This is a genomic window from Actinoplanes hulinensis, from assembly GCF_019429605.1.
Lineage (GTDB): Bacteria > Actinomycetota > Actinomycetes > Mycobacteriales > Micromonosporaceae > Actinoplanes > Actinoplanes campanulatus.
Genome location: NZ_JAHXZI010000040.1, coordinates 12,709 through 37,245, shown reverse-complemented (window position 1 = coordinate 37,245; position 24,537 = coordinate 12,709). Strand labels below are relative to the sequence as shown.

Annotated in this window: 31 protein-coding genes and 1 pseudogene; 18 read left to right on the top strand and 14 right to left on the bottom strand. The window is 70.3% G+C overall.

Translation table 11 applies throughout. The annotated features are described in order from the left end of the window. Positions 1-173 precede the first annotated feature (173 nt). Positions 174-569 (top strand): annotated as a pseudogene (locus KZ829_RS41680) (GNAT family N-acetyltransferase); the annotation flags it as partial. A gap of 18 nt (positions 570-587) precedes the next feature. Here the strand turns inward: KZ829_RS41680 and KZ829_RS41675 are convergent. The 3 genes from KZ829_RS41675 to KZ829_RS41665 are packed head-to-tail and all read right to left on the bottom strand — an operon-like array spanning position 588 to position 3,366. Continuing rightward, positions 588-1,256, bottom strand: a complete 669-nt coding sequence (locus KZ829_RS41675) for a potassium channel family protein (RefSeq protein ID WP_220149358.1) — start codon at positions 1,254-1,256, stop codon at positions 588-590. Continuing rightward, a complete protein-coding gene (locus tag KZ829_RS41670) occupies positions 1,249-2,823 on the bottom strand; it encodes a TrkH family potassium uptake protein (RefSeq protein ID WP_308285888.1) in 1,575 nt (524 codons plus the stop codon). The genes KZ829_RS41675 and KZ829_RS41670 overlap by 8 nt, the downstream gene beginning before the upstream one ends. A 48-nt stretch (positions 2,824-2,871) precedes the next feature. After that, the gene (locus KZ829_RS41665; protein WP_220149357.1) at positions 2,872-3,366 is read right to left on the bottom strand and encodes a GNAT family N-acetyltransferase; all 495 of its coding nucleotides are present in this window, start codon (positions 3,364-3,366) and stop codon (positions 2,872-2,874) included. Between the two features lie 96 nt (positions 3,367-3,462). On the opposite strand from KZ829_RS41665, the gene KZ829_RS41660 reads away from it, so the two are divergent. After that, positions 3,463-4,209 carry an alpha/beta fold hydrolase gene (locus tag KZ829_RS41660; protein ID WP_220149356.1) on the top strand — a complete coding sequence of 249 codons (747 nt, stop codon included), beginning with the start codon at positions 3,463-3,465 and terminating at the stop codon, positions 4,207-4,209. On the opposite strand, the gene KZ829_RS41655 is transcribed toward KZ829_RS41660, so the two are convergent. The 3 genes from KZ829_RS41655 to KZ829_RS41645 form a co-directional block, all read right to left on the bottom strand. Next, on the bottom strand, positions 4,197-4,556 hold the full coding sequence (locus KZ829_RS41655; protein ID WP_220149355.1) for a VOC family protein: 360 nt from the start codon (positions 4,554-4,556) through the stop codon (positions 4,197-4,199). The genes KZ829_RS41660 and KZ829_RS41655 overlap by 13 nt on opposite strands. 226 nt (positions 4,557-4,782) lie before the next feature. Continuing rightward, positions 4,783-5,310, bottom strand: a complete 528-nt coding sequence (locus KZ829_RS41650) for a hypothetical protein (protein WP_220149354.1) — start codon at positions 5,308-5,310, stop codon at positions 4,783-4,785. Positions 5,311-5,326: 16 nt separating this feature from the next. Beyond that, entirely contained in the window at positions 5,327-5,473 is a 147-nt protein-coding gene (locus tag KZ829_RS41645; RefSeq protein WP_220149353.1) for a hypothetical protein, read from the bottom strand. Positions 5,474-5,656: 183 nt separating this feature from the next. On the opposite strand from KZ829_RS41645, the gene KZ829_RS41640 reads away from it, so the two are divergent. The 8 genes from KZ829_RS41640 (at position 5,657) to KZ829_RS41600 (ending at position 9,468) form a co-directional block, all read left to right on the top strand. Next, on the top strand, positions 5,657-5,977 hold the full coding sequence (locus KZ829_RS41640; protein WP_220149352.1) for a hypothetical protein: 321 nt from the start codon (positions 5,657-5,659) through the stop codon (positions 5,975-5,977). 45 nt (positions 5,978-6,022) lie between these two features. Beyond that, positions 6,023-6,355, top strand: a complete 333-nt coding sequence (locus KZ829_RS41635; RefSeq protein ID WP_220149351.1) for a hypothetical protein — start codon at positions 6,023-6,025, stop codon at positions 6,353-6,355. Next, entirely contained in the window at positions 6,352-6,777 is a 426-nt protein-coding gene (locus KZ829_RS41630; RefSeq protein WP_220149350.1) for a MerR family transcriptional regulator, read from the top strand. Before KZ829_RS41635 ends, KZ829_RS41630 begins: the two co-directional genes overlap by 4 nt. Next, positions 6,761-7,027 (top strand): hypothetical protein, encoded by a 267-nt coding sequence (locus tag KZ829_RS41625; RefSeq protein WP_220149349.1) that lies wholly within the window; start codon positions 6,761-6,763, stop codon positions 7,025-7,027. The genes KZ829_RS41630 and KZ829_RS41625 overlap by 17 nt, the downstream gene beginning before the upstream one ends. 27 nt (positions 7,028-7,054) lie before the next feature. Then, a complete protein-coding gene (locus KZ829_RS41620; protein WP_220149348.1) occupies positions 7,055-7,393 on the top strand; it encodes a YnfA family protein in 339 nt (112 codons plus the stop codon). A 264-nt stretch (positions 7,394-7,657) separates the two neighbouring features. Further along, complete coding sequence (locus tag KZ829_RS41615) at positions 7,658-8,017, top strand: hypothetical protein (protein WP_220149347.1); 360 nt, start codon at positions 7,658-7,660, stop codon at positions 8,015-8,017. Between the two features lie 226 nt (positions 8,018-8,243). Then, positions 8,244-8,735 (top strand): GNAT family N-acetyltransferase, encoded by a 492-nt coding sequence (locus KZ829_RS41605; RefSeq protein WP_220149362.1) that lies wholly within the window; start codon positions 8,244-8,246, stop codon positions 8,733-8,735. 199 nt (positions 8,736-8,934) lie between these two features. Next, complete coding sequence (locus tag KZ829_RS41600; protein ID WP_220149346.1) at positions 8,935-9,468, top strand: DM13 domain-containing protein; 534 nt, start codon at positions 8,935-8,937, stop codon at positions 9,466-9,468. Here the strand turns inward: KZ829_RS41600 and KZ829_RS41595 are convergent. From KZ829_RS41595 to KZ829_RS41570, 6 genes are all read right to left on the bottom strand, one after another. After that, on the bottom strand, positions 9,465-10,238 hold the full coding sequence (locus KZ829_RS41595) for an ABC transporter ATP-binding protein (protein WP_220149345.1): 774 nt from the start codon (positions 10,236-10,238) through the stop codon (positions 9,465-9,467). The genes KZ829_RS41600 and KZ829_RS41595 overlap by 4 nt on opposite strands. Next, positions 10,235-10,993, bottom strand: a complete 759-nt coding sequence (locus tag KZ829_RS41590) for an ABC transporter permease (protein ID WP_220149344.1) — start codon at positions 10,991-10,993, stop codon at positions 10,235-10,237. Before KZ829_RS41590 ends, KZ829_RS41595 begins: the two co-directional genes overlap by 4 nt. Next, on the bottom strand, positions 10,990-11,769 hold the full coding sequence (locus KZ829_RS41585; protein WP_220149343.1) for a class I SAM-dependent methyltransferase: 780 nt from the start codon (positions 11,767-11,769) through the stop codon (positions 10,990-10,992). The genes KZ829_RS41590 and KZ829_RS41585 overlap by 4 nt, the downstream gene beginning before the upstream one ends. Beyond that, positions 11,766-12,746, bottom strand: coding sequence for an ABC transporter substrate-binding protein (locus tag KZ829_RS41580; protein WP_246637132.1), 981 nt, complete (start codon positions 12,744-12,746; stop codon positions 11,766-11,768). The genes KZ829_RS41585 and KZ829_RS41580 overlap by 4 nt, the downstream gene beginning before the upstream one ends. A gap of 70 nt (positions 12,747-12,816) precedes the next feature. Beyond that, the gene (locus tag KZ829_RS41575; protein ID WP_246637131.1) at positions 12,817-13,524 is read right to left on the bottom strand and encodes an ankyrin repeat domain-containing protein; all 708 of its coding nucleotides are present in this window, start codon (positions 13,522-13,524) and stop codon (positions 12,817-12,819) included. 345 nt (positions 13,525-13,869) lie between these two features. Further along, positions 13,870-14,928: an NAD(P)/FAD-dependent oxidoreductase gene (locus KZ829_RS41570; RefSeq protein WP_220149342.1), complete on the bottom strand. Its 1,059-nt coding sequence runs from the start codon at positions 14,926-14,928 to the stop codon at positions 13,870-13,872. Positions 14,929-15,053: 125 nt separating this feature from the next. On the opposite strand from KZ829_RS41570, the gene KZ829_RS41565 reads away from it, so the two are divergent. Beyond that, entirely contained in the window at positions 15,054-15,872 is an 819-nt protein-coding gene (locus tag KZ829_RS41565; protein ID WP_220149341.1) for a helix-turn-helix domain-containing protein, read from the top strand. Positions 15,873-15,895: 23 nt separating this feature from the next. Here KZ829_RS41565 and KZ829_RS41560 read toward each other — a convergent pair whose 3' ends face one another. Continuing rightward, complete coding sequence (locus KZ829_RS41560; protein WP_220149340.1) at positions 15,896-16,894, bottom strand: hypothetical protein; 999 nt, start codon at positions 16,892-16,894, stop codon at positions 15,896-15,898. A 183-nt stretch (positions 16,895-17,077) separates the two neighbouring features. Between KZ829_RS41560 and KZ829_RS41555 the strand changes: the two genes are divergently transcribed. Continuing rightward, positions 17,078-17,302 carry a tautomerase family protein gene (locus tag KZ829_RS41555; protein WP_183220859.1) on the top strand — a complete coding sequence of 75 codons (225 nt, stop codon included), beginning with the start codon at positions 17,078-17,080 and terminating at the stop codon, positions 17,300-17,302. 63 nt (positions 17,303-17,365) lie between these two features. Here the strand turns inward: KZ829_RS41555 and KZ829_RS41550 are convergent, their stop codons facing one another. After that, entirely contained in the window at positions 17,366-18,157 is a 792-nt protein-coding gene (locus tag KZ829_RS41550) for an IclR family transcriptional regulator (RefSeq protein WP_220149339.1), read from the bottom strand. Positions 18,158-18,322: 165 nt separating this feature from the next. Here KZ829_RS41550 and kduI point away from each other — a divergent pair, with 165 nt between their 5' ends. The 6 genes from kduI (at position 18,323) to KZ829_RS41520 (ending at position 24,523) form a co-directional block, all read left to right on the top strand. Continuing rightward, positions 18,323-19,138, top strand: a complete 816-nt coding sequence (gene kduI / locus KZ829_RS41545) for a 5-dehydro-4-deoxy-D-glucuronate isomerase (protein WP_220149338.1) — start codon at positions 18,323-18,325, stop codon at positions 19,136-19,138. Further along, positions 19,135-19,887, top strand: coding sequence for a 2-dehydro-3-deoxy-D-gluconate 5-dehydrogenase KduD (gene kduD, locus KZ829_RS41540; RefSeq protein WP_220149337.1), 753 nt, complete (start codon positions 19,135-19,137; stop codon positions 19,885-19,887). Before kduI ends, kduD begins: the two co-directional genes overlap by 4 nt. Before the next feature lie 91 nt (positions 19,888-19,978). Further along, positions 19,979-21,031, top strand: coding sequence for a sugar ABC transporter substrate-binding protein (locus KZ829_RS41535; RefSeq protein WP_220149336.1), 1,053 nt, complete (start codon positions 19,979-19,981; stop codon positions 21,029-21,031). Then, a complete protein-coding gene (locus tag KZ829_RS41530) occupies positions 21,028-22,029 on the top strand; it encodes an ABC transporter permease (RefSeq protein ID WP_220149335.1) in 1,002 nt (333 codons plus the stop codon). Before KZ829_RS41535 ends, KZ829_RS41530 begins: the two co-directional genes overlap by 4 nt. Continuing rightward, positions 22,026-23,543 (top strand): sugar ABC transporter ATP-binding protein, encoded by a 1,518-nt coding sequence (locus tag KZ829_RS41525; RefSeq protein WP_220149334.1) that lies wholly within the window; start codon positions 22,026-22,028, stop codon positions 23,541-23,543. The genes KZ829_RS41530 and KZ829_RS41525 overlap by 4 nt, the downstream gene beginning before the upstream one ends. Further along, complete coding sequence (locus KZ829_RS41520; protein WP_220149333.1) at positions 23,540-24,523, top strand: ABC transporter permease; 984 nt, start codon at positions 23,540-23,542, stop codon at positions 24,521-24,523. Before KZ829_RS41525 ends, KZ829_RS41520 begins: the two co-directional genes overlap by 4 nt. Positions 24,524-24,537 lie beyond the last annotated feature (14 nt).

Genomic DNA, 24,537 nt, shown 5'->3' with positions numbered 1-24,537 from the left:
ATCGAACTCCAAATACCAGGCCCGCGGCCCGAACATCGACCGGCGCACCTACCAAGCCACCATCGCCATCAACATCATCACCAACGGACCTTGACGAACCCGACGCTGGCCTAACTGAACGGCGTTGCGACTAGAGTGCCGTGGCGGTAAGCCGCGCTGATTAGATTCGTGGCATGCGCACGATCACGAGCAAGCGGCTCCTGCTGCGTCCCTGGCGCGACGATGACGCCGACTTCCTCCTGGATCTGGAGTCCCGCTGGGAGGTCGTGCGCTTCCTCGGCGCGCATCCGGCGATCATGCGGACGCGGCAGGACGCGCTCGCGTCGATCAGGCGCCGGCGTGCCGTCGGCTGGCATCTGCACCCGGACGCCTGGGGACAGGGCTATGCCACCGAGGCGGCGGAGGCCGTCCTCCACGACGCGTTCGGTCGCGGGCTGGCGAGGGTCGTCGCCGTGACCGACCCGGACAACCATGCCTCCCAGGCCGTCTGCCGACGGCTCGGCATGACCGCTTCAGGGCGGACGGCGAAGTATTACGACGCCGTTCACGAACTCTTCGAGATGGACGACGGCCGTGGTCGGATGCGGTCACGGCAGGGTGCAGAAGGCCTGGACGCTGCGGGGGTCGCCCGCGACGATGAGCATGTCCCCGGCGTAGATGGTGGTGGCCGCGGTCGTGTGGGTGAACCGCTCGCCCGGTCGTTTGATCGACATCACGGTGACGCCGTAGGTGCCGCGTAGCTCCATGTCGGCCAGTGTCTGTCCGATGACGGCCTCCGGCGCCCGGGTCTTGGCGAGCACGTAGTCGTCGTCGAACTGGATGAAGTTCAGGATCTGGCCGGTCACCAGGTGGGCCATGCGTTCGCCCATCTCCTGTTCGGGCAGCACCACGTGGTGGGCGCCGACGCGGCGCAGGATGGTGGCGTGCTGGGGGCTCAGTGCCTTGGCCAGGATGTGGGGCACGCCCAGGTCGGTCAGCAGTGAGGCGGTCATGATGCTGGCCTGGATGTCGGTGCCGATGCCGACCACGACGTTGGTCAGTTCGTGTACGCCCAGTTGGCGCAGGGCCTCCTCGTCGGTGGTGTCGGCGACCGCGGTGTGGGCGAGTGCGTCGGCGTGTGCCTGCACCGGGCGCGGGTCGGCGTCGATGCCGATGACCTCCCAGCCCTGGAAGGTCAGTTCCAGCGCGAGGGAGCCGCCGAAACGGCCCAGTCCCAGTACGGCGATGCGCTCGTGGGTTGCCGGTTTCCTAGCCAACGATGGTTCGCTCCTCGGGTAGTTCGTAACGGCGGTTGTGGTGCCGCAGGGCCAGTGCCGCCGCGGCGGTGACCGGGCCGAGCCGTCCGATGAACATCAGCGCGATGAGGATGAGGTGCCCGGCCGTGCCGACGTGGGCGGTGATGCCGGTGCTCATGCCGACGGTGGCGAACGCGGAGGTCACCTCGAGCAGGACCTGGTTGAGGTTGAACGGGGTCAGCGCCAGCAGCGACAGCGTGGCGGCCATCACCAGGCCGATGCTGAGCAGCGCGATGGTCAGCGCCTGTCGTTGGATGCCGGTGGGCAGGCGGCGGCCCAGCACATGCACGCTGGGTTCGCCGCGGATCTCGGCGAGGATCACGAAGCCGAGCAGGGCGAACGTGGTGACCTTGATGCCGCCCGCGGTGCCGGCGCTGCCGCCGCCGATGAACATGAGCATGTCGTTGACGAGCAGGGTGACGTCGTGCATCTGCGCCACGTCGATGCTGTTGAACCCGGCGGTGCGGGGCATCACCGCGGTGGTGAATCCGGCCAGCAGCCGTCCGCCGACGCCCAGCGGGCCCAGCGTGGCGGTGTTCGCCCATTCGGCCCAGGTGATCAGCAGCCAGCCGCCGGTGAGCAGCACGCCGGTCATCGCCAGGGTGACCTTGGTGTGCAGTGACCACTTCCGTGGGGTGCGCAGTTTGCGGCGCAGCTCGAACAGGACCGGGAACCCGAGGCCGCCGATGATGACGGCCGCGCAGATCGGCAGGCAGATCAGCGGGTCGCCGACGAACCGCATCAGGCTGTCCGGGTAGAGGCCGAAGCCGGCGTTGTTGAACGCCGACACGGCGTGGAACAGCCCCAGGTAGGCGGCGTGGCTCCAGCTCTGGCCGTAGCCGTCGGCGAACCGCCAGGTGAGGGCCGCCGCCACCGTGGCCTCCACCAGCAGACTGATCCGCAGGACGCCGAGGATCACCTGCCGGACGTCGCCGACACCCATGGCCTTGGTCTCGGCCTGTGCGCCCAACTGCAGGCGCATCCGCATCCGGCCGGCCACCAGGAGCCCCAGCAGCGACGCCACCGTCATGATGCCGAAGCCGCCGATCTGGATCAGCCCCAGGATGACGACCTCGCCGAACCCGGACCAGTAGCTGCCGGTGTCCTCGATGACCAGCCCGGTCACGCACACCGCGGATGTGGCCGTGAACAGCGCCGTGACCGCTCCGGCGCCGCGGCCCGACTCGGTCGCCGGCGGCAGCATCAGCAGCCCCCAGCCGACCATGACGGCCACCGCGAAGCCGGCCACCACCAGCCGGGACGGGTGCCGCACCACGTCCTTGAGCCCTCGGGTGACCGGTGCGGGTGGCCGTACCCGGTGAAGTCGTTGCGCCGTTGCGGCGGCACGCCGCCACAGCCGGGCCTGGAGATCGGTGTCGGTGCGGCGGCGGGCCCATCGCGGCGCCTGTTCGGTGGCCGGCCCGGCCAGCGGCGCCCAGAGCAGCACGGCCACGCCGATGGCCACCACGGCGAAGAAGCCGGCGATCGTCGCCAGTCCCAGCAGCAGTTGGCCCCACGTCGAGTCCACCCGGTCATGATCCCGAATCGGGCGGGGTGGTGTTGCCGACTCGGCCCGCTAACCCGCCAGGTTCTTCGTCAGCACGTGCTCGCGGCGGATCCCGTCGGGCATGAGACCGCCGATCTCGCCCGTGTCCCGGAACCCGTTTCGTTCGTACAGGGCCCACGCGTTCTCGTTGCCCTCCACCACGGCCAGCCGCAGCACCTCGGCTCCCCGTTGGCGGGCCCACCGCTCCACGGCGTCCACCAGCAGATCACCGGCTCCACGGCCGCGTCCGGCCGGAACGACGTACATCGAGATCAGCTCGACGACCTGCTCGTTGTCGCCCGGCACGCCGCTCGCCATCCCCACCGGCTGCCCGTCGACGACCACCACCAGGTTGATCGAACCCGGGATCGCGAGCCGTGCCCGCCACCGATCCTCCCGGTCGCCCTCACCCGACCAGTCCGCCAGCTGGGCACCGAACGCGTGACCCGCCTCGGTCAGTGCGGCGAGCCGCAACCCCCGCCAGATCTTCCAGTCGTCCGGAGCCAGCACCCGCGTCTCGATCATGCGTGCAGGGTGCCTCACGAGCGAGGAGCGGACAACTCGATATCGTGTCCAGGTACCGCTCGACCGTGACCCGCCGCCGGATGGCACCATCCGGTGATGGAAGCTTATCTGCGGGTACGTGCCGGCGGCGACGGTGAGCCGCTGCTGCTGTTGCTGCACGGGCTGGGCGCCACCGGTGACGTGTGGTCCGGCTGGTGGCCCGAACTGGCGAACCGCTGGCCCGGCCAGTGGATCGCGCCTGACCTGCCCGGGCACGGCGGGTCGCCGGCGCTGCCGGAATACACGTTCGACGCCCTGGCCGAGGCGGTGCGCCCGCTCGTGACCGGTGGCGGCCCCACCGTCGTGGTGGGGCACTCGCTCGGCGGGGTGGTCGCGCTCGCACTGGCCGCCCGCCTGCCGGTGGCCGCGGTGGTCGGGCTCGGCATCAAGGTCGACTGGAGCGACCAGGATCTGGACCGTGCCGGGGCCATGGCGCAGCGGCCGGTGGCCTGGTTCGACTCGGCGGGCGAGGCCGCCGCCCGGCACCTGCGGGTGTCCGGGCTGACCGGGTTGCTCACGCCGGACGATCCGGCGGTACACGCCGGGATCCACGAGACCGGCGGGCGCTGGCGGCTCGCGCTCGACCCGCGCGCCTTCGGGGTGGGGAAGCCGGACATGGCCGCACTGGTGGCCGGTACGCGGGCGGCGGTCACGCTGGCCCGCGGCGAACACGACCCGATGAACACCGACGACCAGTTGCGGCAGTGGGGCGTACCGGTCGTCACCCTTGCCGGGCTGGGCCACAACGCCCACGTGGAGAGCCCACGGCACTGCCTGGAGCTGCTGGCGGATCACGCCCGGTAGTACTGGACCAGGCAGAACTCGTGATTCTCCGGGTCGGCCATGACGACCACCACGCCTCCGTCGTAGTCGTGCCGTTCGCCGGTGGACCGTCCACCGAGGGCCACGACCGTCGCCATGGCCTCCTCGATGTCGTCGACGGTCACGTCGAGGTGGATCCGGACCTTGCCGGTGGCCGGCTCGGACACCGGCTGAAACACCAGGCGCGGTTGCGGGTCGCCCCGCTCGCCGAGATAGACCCATCCACGCTCGGACGGTCCGGGCTCACGGCCCAGCAGGACACTCCAGAATCGCGCCACGCGCTCCGGGTCGAGACAGTCGATCGTCACACCGGACCAGACATTCGCCATGCCGAACGATGATGGCAGACCGCGTTGGACAGAGATCAGATCTCCTGCGGCCTACTCGGCGAGCCAGGACATATCCGGGGCGGGCGATTCGGTGCCGGTTCTGCTCGGTGATCTGCTCAGCATCGGCGCGTTGCTCGAAGTCGATCTCAAGCCAGCCGCGGATCGACGCGTACATGCCCATTTCCGGCATCCTCACCTGTTGTGGGAAATGCGTGCGCGGCCCGCTCTACCAGTAGTAGATCAGGCCGTCTTCCGTGGCGAGGGAACATGCCCGGGTGAAATCGTCGAAGACGGCGCGGTACCCGTCGTACTCCGGGCGATAGTCGGGCGCATGCCTCTTGAAGTCGGCCAGCAGGTCGGCGGCGGCATCCGGCCCGATCGTTCCTTCGCAGTCGGAGAACCAGATCAGCTCGTAGAACGGGCCGTCCGGGTCCATCTCCGGATTGAACTGGTTCTGCAGGTCGGCCCGCCAATACCCGTATCTGGTGCAGGAGCCGGACCATGCCTCGAACTCTTCGGTCCGCTCTGTCGTCGCGTAACAGCCGCCGGTGAGGAACGTCTTGTCACCGAGAACGGGGATCCCGCGGAACGAGGCGGCGAAGACCGTGTCGGCGTACGCAAACAGATGGTTTTCCTCCCGGCAGCAGAAGACGTGTTCGGGGATGACCGTCCGGTGGTGGGTCTTCGCCGAGCAGTCGAGAACGTGGGCGCCGACGTGGACGAGGTGACTGTAGGCCTCGACTGTCACACCCATGGCCTGTCCTTTCCGATCAGCGAGCGGCGGTGTCGCTGATGACGTTTCCGCCGAGGCCGGAGCGGGAGGTGGGCTGGCCGACAAGTTCGACGAGGACCTCGTCGCGGCAGGCGGGGCCGAACACGGCGGTGACGGCGTCCGCGTAGAGCGTCACGTGCGGCATCGGAGGACTCCTCGGGCATCGGGAAGCGGTGGGCGGGCTGCACCGAACGCCCGTGATCGAGCAGCATAGGACCGTCTTTCCCCAGGATGAAGCCATTTCCCCGACAGTGATCGCGGGTCGGCCGAGTGGGCATCCACGGCTACCCGGCAGTAGCTTGTGCTCCCTATCCTGACGGCATGAACGATGGATCAACGTCGAAGTCTTCTGTGGCTGGCCGCTCACCTCGCCGGCCTGACCCACTTCTGGCCGGTGGCTTCGGTCGTTCTTGCCTACCTGACGCTCGTGGTGGGCTTCTCTACCTATATGGAGGAGTCCGACCCGGTTGTTGATTTCGCCACCACGGCACTGTTCGTCGCGGCTCCGGTCGTCTTCGTGTTCGGTCCCTTGTGCATCGCGGGCATCGCCCACAGGTTCGGGCTGCACCGGACCGCCGTGGTCTACGCCGTCCTGAGCGGGCTCATGCTGGTCGGCACGATCATCCAGTTCTACTGGAGCCCGCTGTAAAGAAGGCTTGCATCCGGTACCCGGGTACAGCCTTACCGTCTTCTCATGGTTACGACCGAAGACCATCCTTGGGTGCCGGAAGCGTGCACCCTGCCCACCGTCGAGCAGCCTCTGCGCCTGGCCGAGTTCGACGACCTGTTCACCACGGCGCTCCAGCGGCAGCATCGGCTGACGGATACGGCCCTGCGCTGGGAACTGGACCCGGCGGCGGAGAGGAAGGCCCGGGGTCTGACCGAACGGGAGAGCGGCTGCTGCTTGTTCTTCACCTTCACCATCCGGCCGGGCGAGGGGGTGCTGTCGGTGGATGTGGAGGTGCCCACCGCGTACACCGAGGTTTTGGACGCCTTGTGGCAGCGAGCCGCCGGAAGCCGATCGTGACCGGGCTGCGCAGCGGCCAGGTCGCCGACGCCGCCGGAGTGAATTTGCAGACGCTGCGCTACTACGAGCGGCGTGGGCTGCTGGCCGAGCCGGAACGCAGTCTGGGCGGACACCGGCTCTATCCGGCCGAGACCGTCACCGTACTGAAGGTGATCAAAGCCGCGCAGCGGCTGGGGTTCACCCTCGACGAGGTCGCCGATCTGCTCGCCGCGGGCGGCCACCGGCACTCCGGCCCGGACACCGGGTTGCGGGAGCGGGCGACGGCCAAGCTGGCCGAGGTGGAGGCGCGGATCGCCGACCTGGAGGTGATCGCGTCGACACTGCGGGGTTGTGACGACCTGGTGGATTGTGCCGCGCAGCCGTGCTGCCCGATCCCGTTCGCGAGCATCGGACGGAGGCAGGCGGATGCCGGCGATCACTGACCGCGCCCGCCGCCTGCTGCCGTCCGGGCTGACCGGGCTGGCCGGAGTCGCGTGCGCCGCGTGTTGCCTGATCCCGGTTCTGGTGACCGCCGGGGTGCTGTCCGGAGCCGGTTGGGCCGTGGCCGTGGCGTGGCTGCCGGGTCTCGCCGTCGTGCTCGCGGTCGCCGCGGGCGGCGCCTGGTGGTGGCTGGCCCGGCGACGGCACCGTGCCGGGTGTGCCGGAGGCGCCTGCTCCTGCGCGACCCGGTGATGATCTCCAACCGGTAGGTTGCCCGGTGTGACGATCGTTCGGTCCCTGCTGTTGTTCGTGCTGGCCGCGTTCGCCGAGATCGGCGGCGCCTGGCTGATCTGGCAGGGCTGGCGGGAGAACCGCGGGCTGTGGTGGATCGCGGCCGGGGTCGCCGCGCTCGGCGCCTACGGGTTCGTCGCGACCCTGCAACCGGACGCCAACTTCGGCCGGATCCTGGCCGCCTACGGTGGCGTCTTCGTGGCGGGGTCGCTGGCCTGGGCCATGGTGGTCGACAAGTTCCGCCCTGACCGGTGGGACGTCATCGGGGCGGCCATCTGCCTGGTCGGTGTCGCCGTGATCATGTACGCGCCACGCGCCGACCACTGACCGTGTCCTGCCGGGCTGGTTCGACGAAGCGTTCCGCAGGGATCACCGTCGCGGTCCGGCCGATGGGAAAGCGGGATCAAACACCCCGTGACGGCTGAGGCCGGTAAGAGTGAACAGAATTCGCTACGCGGAATCCCAAATGACGTGCGCCGCAATCAGAATTTGGCGAAATGCGTTTTCGGAGATTTGCCGATCCGAGTCTCCAAAAGGTTTATAGTCATCGGCTGACTGCTTCTGAGTGAGCTAGACGGAAGGGATAGCCTCATGAAACGGATCGCGCGTATCTGGGCGGCCGCGGCTCTGGCGATGGCGGCCGGAGTGAGCCTGCCGCCGGCAGCGGCCTCGGCAGACCCGGCCGGTCGGACCGCACAGAAGGAAGCGTCGGTGTCCGCCTCGAGTCCATGCTGGGACAAGCACTACGGCGACCGCTGCCGCGACCATTACGGCGACCGGTATCGCGACCGCCGTCACGACTGGTACGACAACCGCCGTCACAACTGGTACGACAACCGCCGTCACTACCGTTACGACAAGCATCGTCACGACTGGTATGACAACCGTCGTCACGACTGGTATGACAACCGTTGCCGCGACTATTACGGCAAAGGCTGCCGTGTCTTCTGATCCTCGCTCCACCGGGATTGTCGTGTCTGCATGACCCCGGAGATGGAAGGTGCCCTGCCGGGTGGCCCATCCCGACCCGATGTTCGGGTGATGTCGCTGATCGCGTCCCGTCGGGGGCGGTGACGTCCGCGTCTGCGACATCACCGGCGCGTTCGACCCGACCGGCCCGACGACCTCGCACCACCTGCGCCAGTTGCGTGAGGGCGGTTTGGGAGAATGCCACACCATGACCGTGATCACCGCGATGACCGGCGAGCACGCCGCCCAGGTTCTGGAGATCTACCGGCTCGGCATCGCCACCGGTAACGCCACCTTCGAGACCGAGCCGCCCACCTGGGATCGGTTCACCGCCTCCCGGCTGCCCGATCAACGCTTCGTCGCCCTCGGCGCCGACGGCAGCGTGGCCGGCTGGGTCGCGTGCAGCCCGGTCTCCGACCGCTGCGTCTATGCCGGTGTCGTCGAGCACTCCGTCTACGTGCACCCGGATCACGGCGGCAAGGGCATCGGCCGGGCCCTGCTCGACGCGCTGATCACCGCGACCGAGGCGGCCGGGATCTGGACCATCCAATCCGGGATCTTCCCTGAGAACACGCCCAGCCTCGCCCTGCACGCCGCCTGCGGCTTCCGCACCGTCGGCACCCGCGAACGCGTCGGCAAACACCACGGCACCTGGCGCGACGTCATCCTCCTCGAACGCCGCAGCCCGATCGTCGACTGAACCACCGGAGGCGAAGACCCGCCCCAGCCGCGACGCCATCCGGGCCGGATCGGTAGCTGCTCACCGAACTCGGCATCCCGGACCGGCGTCGTCCTCGCGCGGGGCCCGGCCGGCGAGCCACTCCCGGAACAGGGTGAACGGGGCGATCGTAAGGTGACGAGGGCTGGCCGTCGTCGGGCGAAGCCGATTGACTCGAAGGGTGATTCGCCGACTTCTCAGCAGACCTGTCACCTGGATCGCCGTCGCGGTGCTCGGCCTCGGTGCCGCGGGCGGCCTCTACTGGTTCCAGCCCTGGCGGCTGTTCACCGTCACCGTGGTCACCGACACGCTGTCCACGGTGCCGCAGCCGTCCGGCTCGCCGGCCGCTTCCGTGGCCGCGCCGGTGGTGATCGCCGAGGGGGACTTCATCACCCACGAGCACGACACCAGCGGTACGGCGCGGATGGTGCGCAACCCGGACGGCAGCCACCAACTGGAGATCGCCGGCCTGGACACCAGCGACGGCCCCGACCTGCGAGTGTGGCTGTCCGACCAACAGGTGCGCACCGGACTCGCCGGCTGGCGGGTGTTCGACGACGGCGAGTACGCGGAACTCGGCAGACTCAAGGGCAACCACGGCGACCAGGTGTACCGGCTCGCCGACGGGATCGACCCGGCGGCGTTCCGCAGCGTCACCATCTGGTGCAAGCGGTTCTCCGTCTCGTTCGGAGCCGCCGAACTCGCCGCCGTCTAGGAGAGTCGGCCGTCGTCGCCGGCCTTGGCCAGCACGTCGTGCAGGTGGGCGACGCATTCCGCCACCGCGGGCAGCGCCGCGCTGCGGCCCAGCGACCGTGGGCGCGGGATGTCGACGGCGAGCACCTCCCGCACCCTGCCCGGCCGCGGTGACAGGACCACGACGCGGTCGGCGAGAAGCACCGCCTCCTGGATCGAGTGGGTGACGAAGACCGTGGTCGCCGGCCGGGCCAGGTGCAGCGCCTGCAACTGGGCGGCCATGTCCTCGCGGGTGAGCGCGTCCAGCGCGGAGAACGGCTCGTCCATCAGCAGTACCCGGGGCTGCTGGATCAGCGCCCGGCACAGCGCCACCCGCTGTTGCATGCCACCCGACAACTCGTACGGATGCCGGTGATGGAAACCGGCCAGCCCCACCGCGTCCAGCAGTTCACTGGCGCGGTCGGCGCCCTCGGCACGTGGCAGCCGCGCGATCTCGACCGGCAGCAGCACGTTGCCCAGGGCTGTCCGCCACGGCAGCAGCGCCGGTTGCTGCTGCATCAGCGCCACGTCCCGGCGTGGCCCGTGCACCGGGCCACCGTCCACGGTGATCGTGCCCGACGTGGGTTCGAGCAGTCCGGCGATCAGCCGCAGCAGTGTCGACTTGCCGCATCCGGAGCGGCCGATCACGGCGACGAACTCGCCCTCGGCCACCGTCAGGTCGATCTCGTGCAGCGCGGCGACGGTTTCGGTCCGGGCCGGGAACGTCCGCGACACCCGGGTCAGCGCGATCATCCGGAGATCGCCCGCGCCCACGGCACCAGCAGCCGCTCCAGCAGCACGACCAGGTAGAACAGTGTGGTGCTGAGGACCGCCAGCAGGGTGATGGCGGCGAACGCGAGCGGCGTGTCGAACGACATCCCGGACAGCACGATCACCGCGCCGAGCCCGCCGGTCGGGTTGTTGATCTCGGCGACCACCGCGCCGATCACGGCGAGGGAGATGCCGACCTTCAACCCGACGAACATCTGCGGCAGCGCCCACGGCAGGCGGATCTTGACGTACGCCTGCCAGACGCTCGCCGACAGCGACCGGCTCAGCTCGCTCAGCTCCGCCGGGGTGGAGGTGAGCCCGGCCATCGTCGCCACCACGACCGGGAAGAAGCAGATCAGCACCACCAGTACGATCTTCGGCTGCGCGCCGAACCCCAGCCACACCACCAGCAGCGGCGCGACCGCCACCTTCGGCACCGAGTTCAGCGCGACGAGCACCGGCAGGGTGGCGCGTTCCAGGGCCCGCCAGGCGGTCAGCGTCATCGCCAGCAGCAGTCCGGCGACCACGGCGATGCCGAACCCGGTCACCGTCACCGCGACCGTGGATCCGGCCTCCCGCAACAGGTAGGCCGGTTGCCGCCGGAACGCCTCCACGATGTCCGGTGGCGCCGGCAGGAAGAACGACCGGATCCCGAACACGGCGGTCGCCGACCACCACACGGCGAGCGCCGTCACCGCGCCGAGCAGCGGCAGCGCCCACGACCGGAACCGGGTCACCGGCGGCGGCCCATCGTCGAATACGTGAAGTGACTGCGGACCACCAGGGCCGGGTCGTCGGCCAGCCGGCACAGGCGCTCCAGCTCGGCCTCGGTCATGCCGGCCGCGCGCAGTCCGTCGCCCACCTGCGCCACGTTCACCGCGATCAGCCGGGCGCCCGCCGTGCCGCCGGTCCAGGAACCGGCACGGATCTCGGTGGTCACCTCGCCGAAGCCGGCCGCCATCAGTGCGGCGTGTGCGCGGCCGGCCCAGGCGGGATCGGCGCCGTTGGCCGGCAACAACTGATTCACCAGGATGCGGTGGTAACGCTCGACCAGTTCGGCGGCGGCCGCGTCGGGGGCGGCCAGAACCACATCGGGGTACGCCGAAAGCCAGTCCTCGACCAGCAGGATCCCGCCCGGGGCGAGCGCGTCCGCGAGGCGTACCAGAATCCGGTTTTGATCGTGAAGATGGGCCAGGACCAGGCGCGCGTGGATCAGATCCCACGGTGGCTCCGGGATCGGATCGGTGGTGAGGTCGTGACGGCGGACCGCGTACCCCTGATTCTGGGGAATGTGCCGCGGGTTGAGGTCGGTGGCCAGCACGCGCCCGCCCCGCTCCGCCAGCCAGCGCGCCACGCTTCCGCCGCCGGCGCCGGCCTCCAGGCAGCGCAGACCGGTCAGATCGCCGAGCGCGCCGAGCCGGTCGAAGGTGAACGGGTCGAGGATCTCGGCGAGCAGATCGTGCCGCAGCTCCGCGGCCGGGTCGTCGTTGTCGAAGGAGTAGGCGGCCCTCATGCCGTGGGTGCCAGCGAGAAGTCCACCACCGACTCCGGGGTCAGGCCCGGCGGAATCAGGCCGTTGCTCTCCAGCGTGGTCAACGCGTCGGCGACCTTGGTCCTGTCGATGACCCCGGAGGGCTTCACCGCCGGCGCCATCAGCGTGATCTCGCCGACGGCGGCCGTCACATCGGCGGTCGGCTGCGCCTTCTTCAAGATCTGCGCGGCCTCGTCCGGATGGTCCAGGGTGTACCGCAAACCCTTCAGCGCCGCGTCCCGGAACCGGCGGACCATGTCCGGATCCGCGGTGGTGACCCTGCTCGACGCCATCAGGCCGTTACCGAAAAGACCGGGCAGGAATTCACTGTACGGAAGGACGACCGTCTTCTTGCCGCCGGCGGCTTTCTCGATGCCCCGGGCGCCGATCAGGAAGGTGCTGAGCGCGTCGACCCGGCCGCTGGCCAGCAGCGACGGCAGTTGAGCGGGTGGGGCGTTGACCCACTCCACCTTGCCGGCGTCGATGCCGGCGAGTTTCGCGTACGCCGGGAAGAGCAGCTGGTTCACCGAGCCGGTCGCCGCTCCCAGCTTGCGGCCCTCCAGATCCTTCGGCTTGGTGATGTTGGAGCCCTCCAGCGCGATGATCGAGACGAGGGTCTGCTGATGCACCGCGGCGAACGCCCGGATGTCCGGGGCCTGGCCCTTGCCCGCCAGGATCCAGGCGCCGGTCATGTCCAGGTTCGCGAACTGTGCCTGCCCGGCGCTGAGCACCTTGATGTTCTCGCCGGTCGCGGCGCCGAGCTGGATGGTGACGTCCAGGCCGGCGTCGCGGAAGTAGCCCTTCTCCTGCGCGACCCAGGCGAAGGCGTCGCGGCCCACCGCACCGAAGGCGGTCAGATAGGTCACCTTGTCGGCGTCGGCTTCGGGGGAGTTCCCGGAATCCCCGCAGCCCGTGATCAACAGGATGATCGATAGAGAAATGGCAAGTATTCTCTTCATCGCCATGATCCCCCGCATCGGCGGCAAATGCATCGGAAACGATACGCCTCGATGGGCAAGATCGGTGCGATTAGGAAGCTCGTGCCGCGCCTTGCGCGTGCAACCAGGCGATGACATCGGCGTCGCCGCCGCGGATGGCGGCGTCCAGTGGGGTCAGGTTCTCCCAGCGGGGGATCCGGTCGAGATCGGCGCCCCGGTCCAGCAGGAAGCGGGCGGCCTCCAACTGTCCGCCGTGGCAGGCGCCCCAGAACAGGTCACTCACCTCGGCGGGCTCCGGTTGCCCGGGTCCGTCGAAGGCCGCGCGCAGCAGGTCGAGCCGGCCGAGCGTCGCGGCGTGCCACAGTGTCACGTGGGCGCCCCGCTCGACGAGCCGGCGGGCGGCCCGCCACTGCGCGAACGCGGTCGCGTCGTCCAGCGGGGTGCCACCGGCGATCACCGCGCCCGGCGCGTCGATGTCCGCGCCGGCGTCCAGCAGCGCGTCGAGGACGGGGACGTCGTCGCAGCTGGCCGCCCAGTGCAGCGGGGTCTCGGCGTGCGAGCCGGTGAACCGGGCGTCGACGTCGGCGCCCGCCTCGACGAGCGCGGCAACCGTGGCCGGCCCGTCCGGGTAGTGGCCGGGCCAGTCGGTGACCACGTGCAGCAGGGTCCGGTCCCCGATCCGGGCGGTGGCCAGGTCCGGGCGCGCGGCCAGCAGGCCGCGCAGCCGGGCGACGTCCCCGGTCCGGATCGCCGTGACGACCACGACCGCGAGTGGATCCTCAGTGTCGAGTACGAGCATGCCGCCTATTCAACCCTCGCGGCGCTGGAGTTCGTCCAGGATGGTGGAGCCCGCCACGGCGGAGCACGAGTACGACCCGAGTGGCACTCGCCCCGGCGACGCCGTGCGATCGCTGTGCCGGAGATGCTTCGGTACGCACGGCGAGGACGAGGACCGAGAAGTGATCAACGTGCGGCCGCAACAGACACCGACGTCGGGCCTGGTGATTCCGGGTCATTGAGCCACGGCTCGCCGGTGAGTTCGCGCCGCGAATCCGCCCCACTCGGGTGGCGTCCTGGAAGCCGGCGAGCAGATGGCGCGGGCCGGGGCGGGCACCAGGCCGGGTGGCCGCCCCGGGCGGGAGGGTCAGGCGCCGAGCAGTTCGCGGAAGTCGGCCAGCCGGAAGGTGCCCTTGAATTGGGTGGTGGCGGTGGCGTCGAGGAAGCCGAGCTCCGGCACCCAGCCGGCGCCGCCGGACGGGCCCAGGGTGAGGATGATGCCGTCCGGGAACGGCTCGTATGTGGTGAGCGGGCCGCCCTCGATCAGGGCGCGGATGTTCGCGGCCGCCACCTCGCCCTGGTGCCCGGCGGCGCGGGCCGTCTTCAGCTCGGGGGTGTCGTTCGCGTCGCCGACGGCGAAGACCCGGTCGTGGCCGGCCACCCGTAGATGTTCGGTGACCGGGAGCCGCCCGTCCGGGCGCCGGACCGCGGACAGGGCGGCGCCGAGGTGGCCGCTCGGCACCGTCGTGCCGTAGCAGGCGAACCACAGATCGGCGCCGATCGTCTCGCCGTCGGCGGTGGTGGCGGTGAACGGGTGTACCGTGCCGCCCGGGGTGTCCGGAAGGGTGTCGAGTTTGGCGCCGAGCAGCACCCGCACCCCTAGCTCGTCGAGTTGGCGGGCCACCTCGGTACGGAGTTCGGCCGTGAACCGGCCGCCGAGCAGTTCGGGCGCCGGGTCGACGACGGTCACCGGCTTTCCCGGCCAGGCCGCCGCGATCTCGCCGGCGAACTCCAGGCCGGTCGCGCCGGCGCCGAGCAGCAGCACCCCGGACGCCGCCCGAAGGGCCTCGTGCGTCTCCCGCAGCCGTTGCCGGCCCGTGTCGAGCCGGTGCGGGAAAGCGCCGGTCGAGCCGGTCGCCAGCACCACGTAGTCGGCGTCCAGTCGTGTCCCGGAGGCGAGGTCGACCCGGCCGGGCCGGACGTCGGCCGCCGTGTCACGGAGCACGCGGCCGCGGGTGAGCAGTCCGTCGTACCGGATGAAGATCTTGTCGGTCCAGGCCGGGTCGGTGGCCGCGCGCAGTTGAGCGACGACGTGGACGAAGGTCTCCTTCGGCTCCACCAGCGTCACCTCCGCGATGTCGTCCAGGGCCCGGGCCACCGCGATGCCGCCGTAGCCGCCGCCCACCACTACCACTGTCGAAGCCATGTCGGGACTCACCTTTCGTCGGGTCGTCTCGACTGTGGTGCGGCCGGCGGGCGGCAGGGAGACCGCGCTCAGGGTGGTACTCGCGGGGCCACCTTCGGCGGGCCGGGAGTTGTTACCGTCGGCGGGTGGGCGACAACGAGCTGGGCCTGTTCCTACGAGCCCGGCGTGCGGAGGTGACCCCGGCGGAGGTCGGTCTGCCTCCCGGGATCCGCCGGCGCACGCCCGGCCTGCGCCGTTCCGAGGTGGCGATGCTCGCCGGCATCAGTGTGGAGTATCTGATCCGGCTCGAGCAGGGCCGCGACCGGCGTCCGTCGCCGCAGGTGCTGGCCGCGCTGGCCGGCCCGTTGCGGCTGACCGCCGCGGAGCGCGCCCATCTGCACCGGCTCACCCGGACGGCCCGGCTGTGCGGTGGGCTGGTCAAAGATCAGAAGCCGACGGTGCGACCAGGGCTGCGCGGGTTGCTCGACCAGTTGGAGCCCGGCGCGGCGATGCTGGTCGATCAGGTCGGCGACGTGCTGGCGTACACGTCGGGGTTTCGTCGCCTGGCCGCGCCGATCGGTCTGCTGGCCGGTGATCCGCCGAACCTGAACCGTTATGTCTTCACCGATCCGCGCGCCCGCGAGGCGTACCCGGACTGGGCGCATGTGGCCGATGAGCAGGTGGCGGCGCTGAAGGACGGCCCGCCCCGCCCGGATTTCACCGGGGAGCTGGAGGCTGCGGCGGGTGACGAGCTCACGGAGCGGCTGCGGCGGGTGCCGGGTCTGCCGCGGGCGCACGGGCTGCTGCGCCTGGAGCATCCCGAGGCGGGGTCGCTGCGGCTCGCGTACGAGACGATGAAGCTGCCGGGTGACGACAATCTGCGGCTGGTGGTCCAGTTGCCGGCCGACGAGGCCACCGCCGAGGCGCTGCGGAGGATCGCACCGCTGCGGCTGGTCGCCGGCTGAGCGTCACAGCCAGCTCTGGGGCGTCACGAGGCGCTGCTGTCGTCGCTCTCGATCGTGAAATGGTAGGGGTTCCCGCCGCCGTCGGCCTGGTCGGTGGAGATCCGCAGCACCTGGTAGGTGCCACCGGTCGTGCGCAGACAGACGGCCGCCGTGCCGCCGGGCCGTCCCGCGAGCTTCGCCTTCAGCACGAGTTCGTTCTTCGAGCCGTGGGCGGCGTGGGTGCCCGCGCACGTGCCCGAGTCCCGGAACCAGTTCTCGGCGCCGTTGAGGGGATAGAGGTTGTCGGGCCCGACGCGCACGTCGGCCGTGCCGGGACGGGATTCCGGTGAGCCGGCCGGTGTGATGACCGGCGGCCACTGATCGAAATCCACCAACCGGTCGCCGTTGATCGAGATAGCTCGACCGGCCGGTGTCGTGGCCTCCGTGGCGTGTGGAGTGGGCGGGGGAGGGGCCGCGACCTGAGTGGTCTTCGTACGGGTGGTGAGCAGTGGCGCCGGGGCGGCGCGCAGCGGTGGGCTTTCGGTGGACGTCTGTTTCACCGTCACGGCCGGCGGTGACGGTGACGGTGAAACGGACGGTGACGGTGGCGGCGCTGGTGAGGTCGGCTCGGAGGAGGCGGCCGACGGGACGGGCCCGCGCCGCACCGGATCGGCGCGAGTGGTGGCCGTCTCCGGTTTCGGCGCGAGGAAGTACACGGCCGCGGCCACCGTGGCCGCGATGATCGCCATGATGGCCACGATCGCGACCACCGTGCCGCGGTCCACCGTGTAGTCCCGCCCGACCGTGTGCCCGTGGGATGTCGGCTGCTGCTCGTCGGTGGACACCGGCCGCTCCTTGCGGTTGAGAGCGTAGGGCGCCGTCAGGGCGGCGAGCGCGACGACCGCGCTGATCGCACTGCCGAGCTGATCGGCTCGTTCCGGCCCTACGGCGTAGAGGTAGACGCCCAGGCCGACGACGGTCCCGCCCGCGACCACCCGTCCCACCAGGATCCGCTGGGAATCCGACGGTCGTGTCGCGCGCAAGGGTCTCCTCCGGCCGGTGCGTCCTTCGCGATTTCAACGCGATGCGGGCCTTCCGGTGACGTGCCACTTCAAGGATGCGAACCGTGTTCGTGATGCATTGCGGTGCAGCAGTCCGAACTGTAAGGTCGGTTCACATTGGTGAACTCGGATCCATCTTGTGGACAGTCGATAGGAGAGAGCGTCATGCCCAACATCACCGTCGAGCTGCTCGCGGGCCGGAGCCTGGAGCAGCGCAAGGCCTTCGCCCGGGCCGTGACCGAGCATGCCGTCGAGATCCTCGGTGCCCGTCCGCAGGACGTCCGCATGGTGTTCAACGAGATCAGCCCCGACGTGGTGGCCAACGGCGGCGTGCTGGCCAGCGAGGACGCCAGCCGTGCCGGGGTGCTGGCCGCGCTCGAGAAACGGTAACGACGCCGGGCGCCGTCGTGGGCCGCGATGCGGCCTACGACGACGCCCGATCGAAGGTGGCGGTCAGCGCATCAGCCGGTTGTCCCGCGTCGCCGACAGGCGGGCCTTCACGCTCAGCAGCGTCTCGATGATGAAGTCCTCCCGGCCCTGGCCGAGGCGGCTGATCGGGACCGCGACGCTGATCGCGTCGACCGACCGGCGGGAGAAGGGCAGTGCGACGCCGAAGCATCGTACGCCCAGGCAGGACTCCTCGCTCTCCTCCGCATACCCCACCTGGACGGCCTTGTCGATGATCGCCATGAGGGCGTCCCGGTCGGTGATCGTCTGGGCGGTGAGCGCCTTGATCTCGTGGGGGACGAGCGTGCCGCGGACGTCCTCGGGCATCTCGGCGAGCATGGCCCGGCCGAGCGCCGTGGTGTAGGCGGGCAGGCGCCGGCCGACGGCCGAGTACATGCGCAGCGGGTGCTTGGACTCGCGCTTGGCGGTGTAGATGATCTCCGCACCCTCGAGGCGGCCCAGGTGCACGGTCTCCTCGGTGGCCGCCGCGATCTCGTCCATCACGGCGCCGGCGCGCGCGAGCACCGGGTCGCCGTCGAGGTAGGCGGAGCTGACCGTCAGCGTGTGGACGCCGAGCCGGTAGATGCTGCCGGTCTCGTCGGTGTCGAGCCATCCGCGGGCGCACATGGTGCGCAGCAGCGCGTGCAGGCTGCTCTTCGGGATGCCGAGGCGCTTGGCGAGCTGCAACTGGGTGCCGGGGCCATGAGCGGCGATGTCGTCCAGGACGTCGAGGACGCGGGCGGCAGACTTGACCTGCGAGGTGGCGGAGCTGCCGTTGACTGTCTTCTCCGTGTCCACCGAGACCTCCTCATCACACATGGCGCGGCGTTCGCGGTCGCACAACCTTACACTACGGTTCACATAGGTGGACTGGTTTCACTCCCTTGACCTGTGATCGGAGTCATAGGTATCGTCGCACCCAGTTCACGTAGCGGAACGCGGTTCACAAACGAGGAGCAAGTCTTGATTGAAGTTAGGTACTCGACCTCGCCGGGCGAAGTGGAGACGGCGACGAATGCGGACCTGCGCAAGAACTTCCTCGTGGAGCAGCTGTTCCGAGCCGGCGAGGTGCGCGGGGTCTACACCCACGACGACCGGCTGGTCGTCGGCGGCGCCGTCCCCGGCGACGGCCAGCTCGAACTGCCGGCCTGGGACGTGCTCGGCGCCCCCTCCCACCTGGCCCGCCGCGAGCTCGGCATCGTCAACGTCGGACAGTCCGGCCACGTCCTGGTCGACAACGAGAAATTCGAGCTGCGCCACCTGGACGGGCTGTTCGTCGGCCGCGGCAGCGAGGTCGTCTTCGCCGGCCCCGACGCAGCCTTCTACTTCGTCTCCGCGCCGGCGCACGCCACCTACCCCACCACCCTGCTGAGCCGGGCGGCGGTCGAGCCGCTCAAGCTCGGCAGCCCGCAGGGCGCCAACGAACGCAGCCTCTACCGCTACGCCTGGGGCCAGGAGCTGCAGACGGCGGTGCTCCAGTTCGGCGTCACCGTCATCGCCGACGGCTCGGTGTGGAACACCTGCCCGCCGCACCTGCACGACCGGCGCACCGAGGTCTACCTCTACGTCGACCTCGACGAGAAGGACCGGGTCCTCCACTTCATGGGCCGGCCCGGCGCCGCCCGCCACCTGGCGATCCGCGACCGCGAGGCGGTCATCTCGCCGCCGTGGTCGATCCACTCCGGCGTCGGCACCGGCTCGTACGCCTTCATCTGGGCCATGGGCGGCGAGAACAACGACTACACCGACCTCACCCCGGTAGCGCTGGAGGACCTGTGACGCCGTTCGGCCTGCACGGGCGCCGCGCCGTCGTCACCGGCGCCGGCCGCGGCCTCGGACAGGCCATCGCCTACGGGCTCGCCCAGGCCGGCGCCGACCTGATCCTGCTCGGCCGCCCCGGATCCCAGACGGCCACCCGCGACCGGGTGGCCGAGCTCGGCCGCGACGTCCGGGTCGTCGACCTCGACGTCAGCGACCACGACGCCGTCGAGCGGGCCGCCGACCGGGTCAACGGCGACCACCCGGTCGACATCCTGATCAACAACGCCGGGATCATCGACCGCGAGGACTCGGTGGACGTCAGCCGGAAGTCCTGGAACCGCGTGATGGACACCAACCTGACCGGCCTGTTCCTGCTCTGCCAGGCGTTCGGGCGCCCGATGACCGAACGCGGCCACGGCAAGATCGTCAGCGTCGCGAGCCTGCTGTCCTTCCAGGGCGGGATCCGCGTCGCGTCGTACGCCGCCAGCAAGCACGGCGTCGCCGGCCTCACCAAGGCCCTGGCCAACGAGTGGGGCCCGCACGGCGTGCAGGTCAACGCCATCGCCCCCGGCTACATGGCCACCGACAACACGACCGCGCTGCGTGACGACCCCGACCGTAGCCGGGCCATCCTCGAACGCATTCCCGCCGGCCGCTGGGGTGACGCCTCCGACGTCGCCGGCGCCGCCGTCTTCCTGAGCTCCTCCGCCGCCGACTACGTCAACGGCCACGTCCTGGTCGTCGACGGAGGCTGGATGGCCCGCTGACCGTTCTCTCCGTTCCCCGCCGGGGCCCACCGGCGATTCACGAAAACGAGGTTCGATCATGAGATTCACCGCTCGTCCCGCCGCAGCCATAATGTCCCTGTCCCTGGCCGCCGCCGTCCTCGCCGGGTGCAGCGAGCAGGCCGCCGGCGGCAACGACGCCGCCGCCGAGGGCGCCTGCCAGCCGTCCGACGTCCGGCTGGTCGGCCAGGTCCGCAACGAGTCCAACCCGTACGAGGCCTCGTGGCTGGCCGGCGGCGACGCCTACGCCAAGTCGGTCGGCCTCACCCAGGAGCGCCTCACCTACGACGGCGACTCCACCAAGCAGCAGGAGCAGATCAGCCAGCTCCTCGCCGGCGACACCAAGTGCCTGGTCATGAACGTGCTCCCGAACGGCGACTCGGACACCGCGCCGATCGTCAAGGGCGCCGACCAGGCCGGCGCCTACCTCGTCACCCAGTGGAACAAGCCGGCCGACCTGAACCCGGCCGACCACCAGACGTGGATAAGCCACATCACCTACAACGGCGTCGAGTCGGGCCAGCAGATCGGTGACGCGCTCGCCACCGCGATCGGCGGCAACGGCGGCATCATCGCGCTCCAGGGCATCCTCGACACCGCGGCCGCCAAGGACCGGTTCGCCGGCCTCGAGGCGTCACTGAAGAAGAACACCGGCGTCAAGCTGCTCGACCAGCAGGCCGCCAACTTCTCCCGCGCCGAGGCGCTGACGGTCACCAAGACGCTGCTCACCAAGCACGGCGAGCACGTCAAGGGCATCTGGGCCGCCAACGACGACATGGCGCTCGGCGCGCTGGAGGCACTCCAGCAGCAGGGCCTGGCCGGCAAGGTCGCGGTCGTCGGCATCGACGCCGTACCGGATGCGGTCAAGGCCGTCCAGGGCGGCACCATGACCGCCACCGTCTCCAGCGACGGCGCCTGGCAGGGCGGCATCGGCCTGGCGATCGGGTACTGCGTGGCCACCGGCAAGCTGGCGGTCAAGGACATCGCCGCCGCCAACCGGGCGTTCTTCGCCGAGCAGTTCCTCATCACCAAGGACAACGCCGCCGACTTCGTGGAGCCGAAGACGAACCCGGCCGACTTCGAGTGCGCCAACGTCTTCAACCGTGTGGCCGGGCCCCTGACGTGACCGTGACAGCCGGTGTCACCGCTGCTCCCCGCCGTCGCACGCGGCGGGGGGCAGCGTTCCGAGACGCGGGCCCACCGGTCGCGCTGGTCGTCGTCTTCGGCATCTTCGCGGCCCTGAGCCCACAGTTCCGCAGCGTCGACAACGTCCAGAACATCGTGGACGCGGCCGCCGTGCTCGCCGTCGTCACCTGCGGCATCACGTTCGTACTGATGATGGGGTCGATCGACCTCTCGGCCGCCGGTGTGATGGGCGCCGCCGCCCTCACCGTGTCCCTGCTGGTGGCCAACAACCGCAACGACAACGACTTCGGGCTCCTCGGGATCCTGGTCGCCGTCCTGCTGGGCTGCGCGTTCGGCTGCCTCAGCGGGCTCGCCCTGGTGCTGCTGAAGGTGCCCTCGTTCATGGCCACGCTGGGGGTGTCGGCCGCCGGGCTCGGCGTCGCGACGCTGCTGTTCGCCGGAGTCCAGCCCAACATCTCCGACACCATGCTCAAGGGCTGGGCCATCGAACGGTTCCTCGGGTTCTCCTATCTCACCTGGATCGCCGCCGCCTGCGTCCTGGTGGGATGGCTCGTCCAGCGCTACACCCGGCTCGGCCGCTACGCCTTCGCGATCGGCGGCGCGGAGGAGGTGCTCACCCTCTCCGGGGTGCGCGTCAAGCCGTACAAGATCGCGGTCTTCGCTCTTGCCGGGGCCTTCTACGGCCTCGGTGGCGTCATGGTCACCAGCCAGCTCGGCGCCGGCCTCGTCCAGGCGGGCGACGGCTACGACTTCTCCGCCATCACCGCGGCCGTCGTCGGCGGCACCCTGCTCACGGGCGGCCGGGGCGGCGTCCTGCACTCCGCCGTCGGCGTCCTGCTCGTCATGGTGCTCACCAACGGCCTCGTGCAGGTCGGCGTCAGCCCCTACTGGCAGGGCGGTGTCGAGGGCCTCATCGTCGTGGCCGCGGTCGCCGCCGCCGTCATCCCGCAGCGCCGAAGGAACCAGGTGATCAAATGAGCGAGCTTGCGCTGGAGGTTCGCGGCCTCGTCAAGCACTACCCGGGTGTGAAGGCTCTCGACGGCGTCGACCTGATCGTCCGCCAGAACGAGGTCCTCGGCCTCGCCGGCGAGAACGGGGCCGGCAAGTCCACCCTGCTCAAAGCGCTGGTCGGCCTGGTCACCCCGGACGCCGGGGAGATCTACGTACGCGGCGAGCCGGTCAAGCTGCGCAGCGTCGCCGACGCCGCCGACCACGGCATCGGCATGGTCTTCCAGGAACAGTCGCTGGTGCCGAACCTGACCGCCGCGGAGAACATCGTCCTCGGCAGCGAGGGGGCCGCCGTCCGGCGGGGCGTCTACCGGTGGGACACCATGCGCCGGCTCGCCCAGGAACAACTCGACAAGATCGGCTCGGACATCGACCCGCTCGCCCGCACCGACACCCTCACCTTCGCCGACCGGCAGATGGTCGAGATCGCGAAGGTGCTGCGCATCGAGGAACGCAGCCAGCACCCGCCGGTCATCATCCTCGACGAGCCGACCTCCGTCCTGGAGTCGAAGGAGATCGAGACCCTGTTCGCGCAGATCCGCCGGCTGCGTGAGTTCGCCTCCGTCGTCTTCGTCTCGCACCGCCTCGACGAGGTCCTCGACGTGTGCGACCGGGTGACCGTGCTGCGCGGCGGACAGTCGGCCGGCGAGGTCGCCACCGCCGGCGCGGAACCCCGTGAGCTGCACCGGATGATGATCGGCTCCACCGGCTCCGACGACCACTACCACGAGAACGCCGCCGAGCCCGTCACCGCCGAAGAGCCGCGGCTGTCCGTACGCGGACTGTCGGGAAAGACCTTCCACGACATCGACCTGGACGTCGCGGCAGGGGAGATCGTGGCAATCGTCGGCGTGCACGGATCCGGCCGTGAGGACGTCTGCCGCGCGCTGTTCGGCGCCGAACCGACCACCGCCGGCGAGATCCGGATGGACGGTAGGAAGATCGAGCTTCCCGGTACGCGTGCCGCCTGCGCCGCCGGCATCGGCTACGTGCCGGCCGAACGCAAGATCGAGGGCATGGTCGGCCCGATGTCGGTGGCCGAGAACATGACCCTGACCAAGCAGAAGGCCCGCTGCACCGGACCGTTCGTGGCGCCCCGCAAACAGGCCGGCCTGGTGGACCGCTGGATCGAAAGGCTGTCCATCCGCACGCCGGGCCGCGACACCGCCATCGGCCGGCTGTCCGGCGGCAACCAGCAGAAGGTGGTCCTGGCCCGCTGGCTGGTCGGCGGCGACATCCGGCTGCTGTTGCTCGACCACCCGACCCGCGGCCTGGACATCGGCGCCCGCTCCGAGGTGTACCGGCTGATGCGTGAGCTCGCCGCGAGCGGTGTCGCCACCGTGCTGCTGGCCGACAGCCTCGAGGAGGCCATCGGCATGGCCGACCGGATCCTGGTCATGAACGACGGCCGGGTCGCGGCCGAGGTCGCCTGCCCGAGCGGCGCCAAGCCGAGCCCCCTGGACCTCGTGAAGGAGATGGTGTGAGCATCCCCGTCGCCCTGCAGCCGGCCACCGTTTCGGCGAAAGCCCGTCCGGCCCGGCGGCTCACCGGCTTCATGCCGATCATCGCGCTCGCGGTCCTGGTGGCCGCGCTGACCGTCGCCGACCCGGGCTTCCTGACCCAGCGGAGCCTGACCGCGGCGTCACGGACCGCCGCGCCGCTGATCGTGCTCGCCGCGGGGGCGACGCTCGTCGTGCTCTGCGGTGGCATCGACCTGTCGATCGCGGCGCTGGCGTCACTGTCGACGGTCCTGCTGGCCCTGTGGCTGCCGGACCTCGGTGGCCTGGCCACTCCGGTGGTCATTCTGGTCGCGACGGTGATCGGCGCGGTGCAGGGCACGGCGCACGTGCTGTTACGGATCCCGTCGTTCATCGTCACGCTGGGCGGGTTGAGCATCCTGTCCGCGGTCGCCCTGGTCGTCTCCGGCGCCGGCACGGTACGGGTCGTGGACGACTCGGCCGTCAAGTGGCTGGACCTGTACGTCGGCGGCTACGTGCCGATGTCCTTCGCGGTGGCGGTCGTCGTCGTCGCGCTGATCGCCCTGGTCCTCAAGGTGACCCCGCTGCACAGCTGGATCTCGGCGACCGGCTACTCCGAGTCGGCCGCACGGCTCGCCGGCACGCCCGTCGACCTGGTCAAGGTCGGCGCGTTCTGCGTGTCCGGAGCCTGCGCCGGGCTGGCCGCGATCATGCTGGTCTCCCGCCAGTTCAGCGGCGGCCCGACGATGGCCGACAACCTGTTGCTGCCGGCGGTCGCGGCGATCGTCGTCGGCGGCACCGCGATCACCGGCGGTCACGGCAGCGTGTGGCGCAGCCTCGCCGGGGCGCTGGTGGTGACGCTGCTGCGGGTCGGTCTGCCGATCGTCGGGGTGCCGTCCGCCTACGAGCAGATCCTGTACGGCGTGATCATCGTCGTTGCTGTCGCGCTCACCCTCGACCGGTCCCGAATCTCGATCATCAAGTGACCCCTACGGAAGGC

Coding starts and splice junctions, on each gene's coding strand:
- KZ829_RS41665 (WP_220149357.1), bottom strand. CDS start 3,366: ATGATCGAGACGCGGGTGCTGGCTCCGGACGACTGGAAGATCTGGCGG.
- KZ829_RS41660 (WP_220149356.1), top strand. CDS start 3,463: ATGGAAGCTTATCTGCGGGTACGTGCCGGCGGCGACGGTGAGCCGCTG.
- KZ829_RS41655 (WP_220149355.1), bottom strand. CDS start 4,556: ATGGCGAATGTCTGGTCCGGTGTGACGATCGACTGTCTCGACCCGGAG.
- KZ829_RS41650 (WP_220149354.1), bottom strand. CDS start 5,310: ATGGGTGTGACAGTCGAGGCCTACAGTCACCTCGTCCACGTCGGCGCC.
- KZ829_RS41645 (WP_220149353.1), bottom strand. CDS start 5,473: ATGCCGCACGTGACGCTCTACGCGGACGCCGTCACCGCCGTGTTCGGC.
- KZ829_RS41640 (WP_220149352.1), top strand. CDS start 5,657: ATGGATCAACGTCGAAGTCTTCTGTGGCTGGCCGCTCACCTCGCCGGC.
- KZ829_RS41635 (WP_220149351.1), top strand. CDS start 6,023: ATGGTTACGACCGAAGACCATCCTTGGGTGCCGGAAGCGTGCACCCTG.
- KZ829_RS41625 (WP_220149349.1), top strand. CDS start 6,761: ATGCCGGCGATCACTGACCGCGCCCGCCGCCTGCTGCCGTCCGGGCTG.
- KZ829_RS41615 (WP_220149347.1), top strand. CDS start 7,658: ATGAAACGGATCGCGCGTATCTGGGCGGCCGCGGCTCTGGCGATGGCG.
- KZ829_RS41605 (WP_220149362.1), top strand. CDS start 8,244: ATGACCGTGATCACCGCGATGACCGGCGAGCACGCCGCCCAGGTTCTG.
- KZ829_RS41595 (WP_220149345.1), bottom strand. CDS start 10,238: ATGATCGCGCTGACCCGGGTGTCGCGGACGTTCCCGGCCCGGACCGAA.
- KZ829_RS41585 (WP_220149343.1), bottom strand. CDS start 11,769: ATGAGGGCCGCCTACTCCTTCGACAACGACGACCCGGCCGCGGAGCTG.
- KZ829_RS41580 (WP_246637132.1), bottom strand. CDS start 12,746: ATGAAGAGAATACTTGCCATTTCTCTATCGATCATCCTGTTGATCACG.
- KZ829_RS41575 (WP_246637131.1), bottom strand. CDS start 13,524: ATGCTCGTACTCGACACTGAGGATCCACTCGCGGTCGTGGTCGTCACG.
- KZ829_RS41570 (WP_220149342.1), bottom strand. CDS start 14,928: ATGGCTTCGACAGTGGTAGTGGTGGGCGGCGGCTACGGCGGCATCGCG.
- KZ829_RS41555 (WP_183220859.1), top strand. CDS start 17,078: ATGCCCAACATCACCGTCGAGCTGCTCGCGGGCCGGAGCCTGGAGCAG.
- KZ829_RS41535 (WP_220149336.1), top strand. CDS start 19,979: ATGTCCCTGTCCCTGGCCGCCGCCGTCCTCGCCGGGTGCAGCGAGCAG.
- KZ829_RS41525 (WP_220149334.1), top strand. CDS start 22,026: ATGAGCGAGCTTGCGCTGGAGGTTCGCGGCCTCGTCAAGCACTACCCG.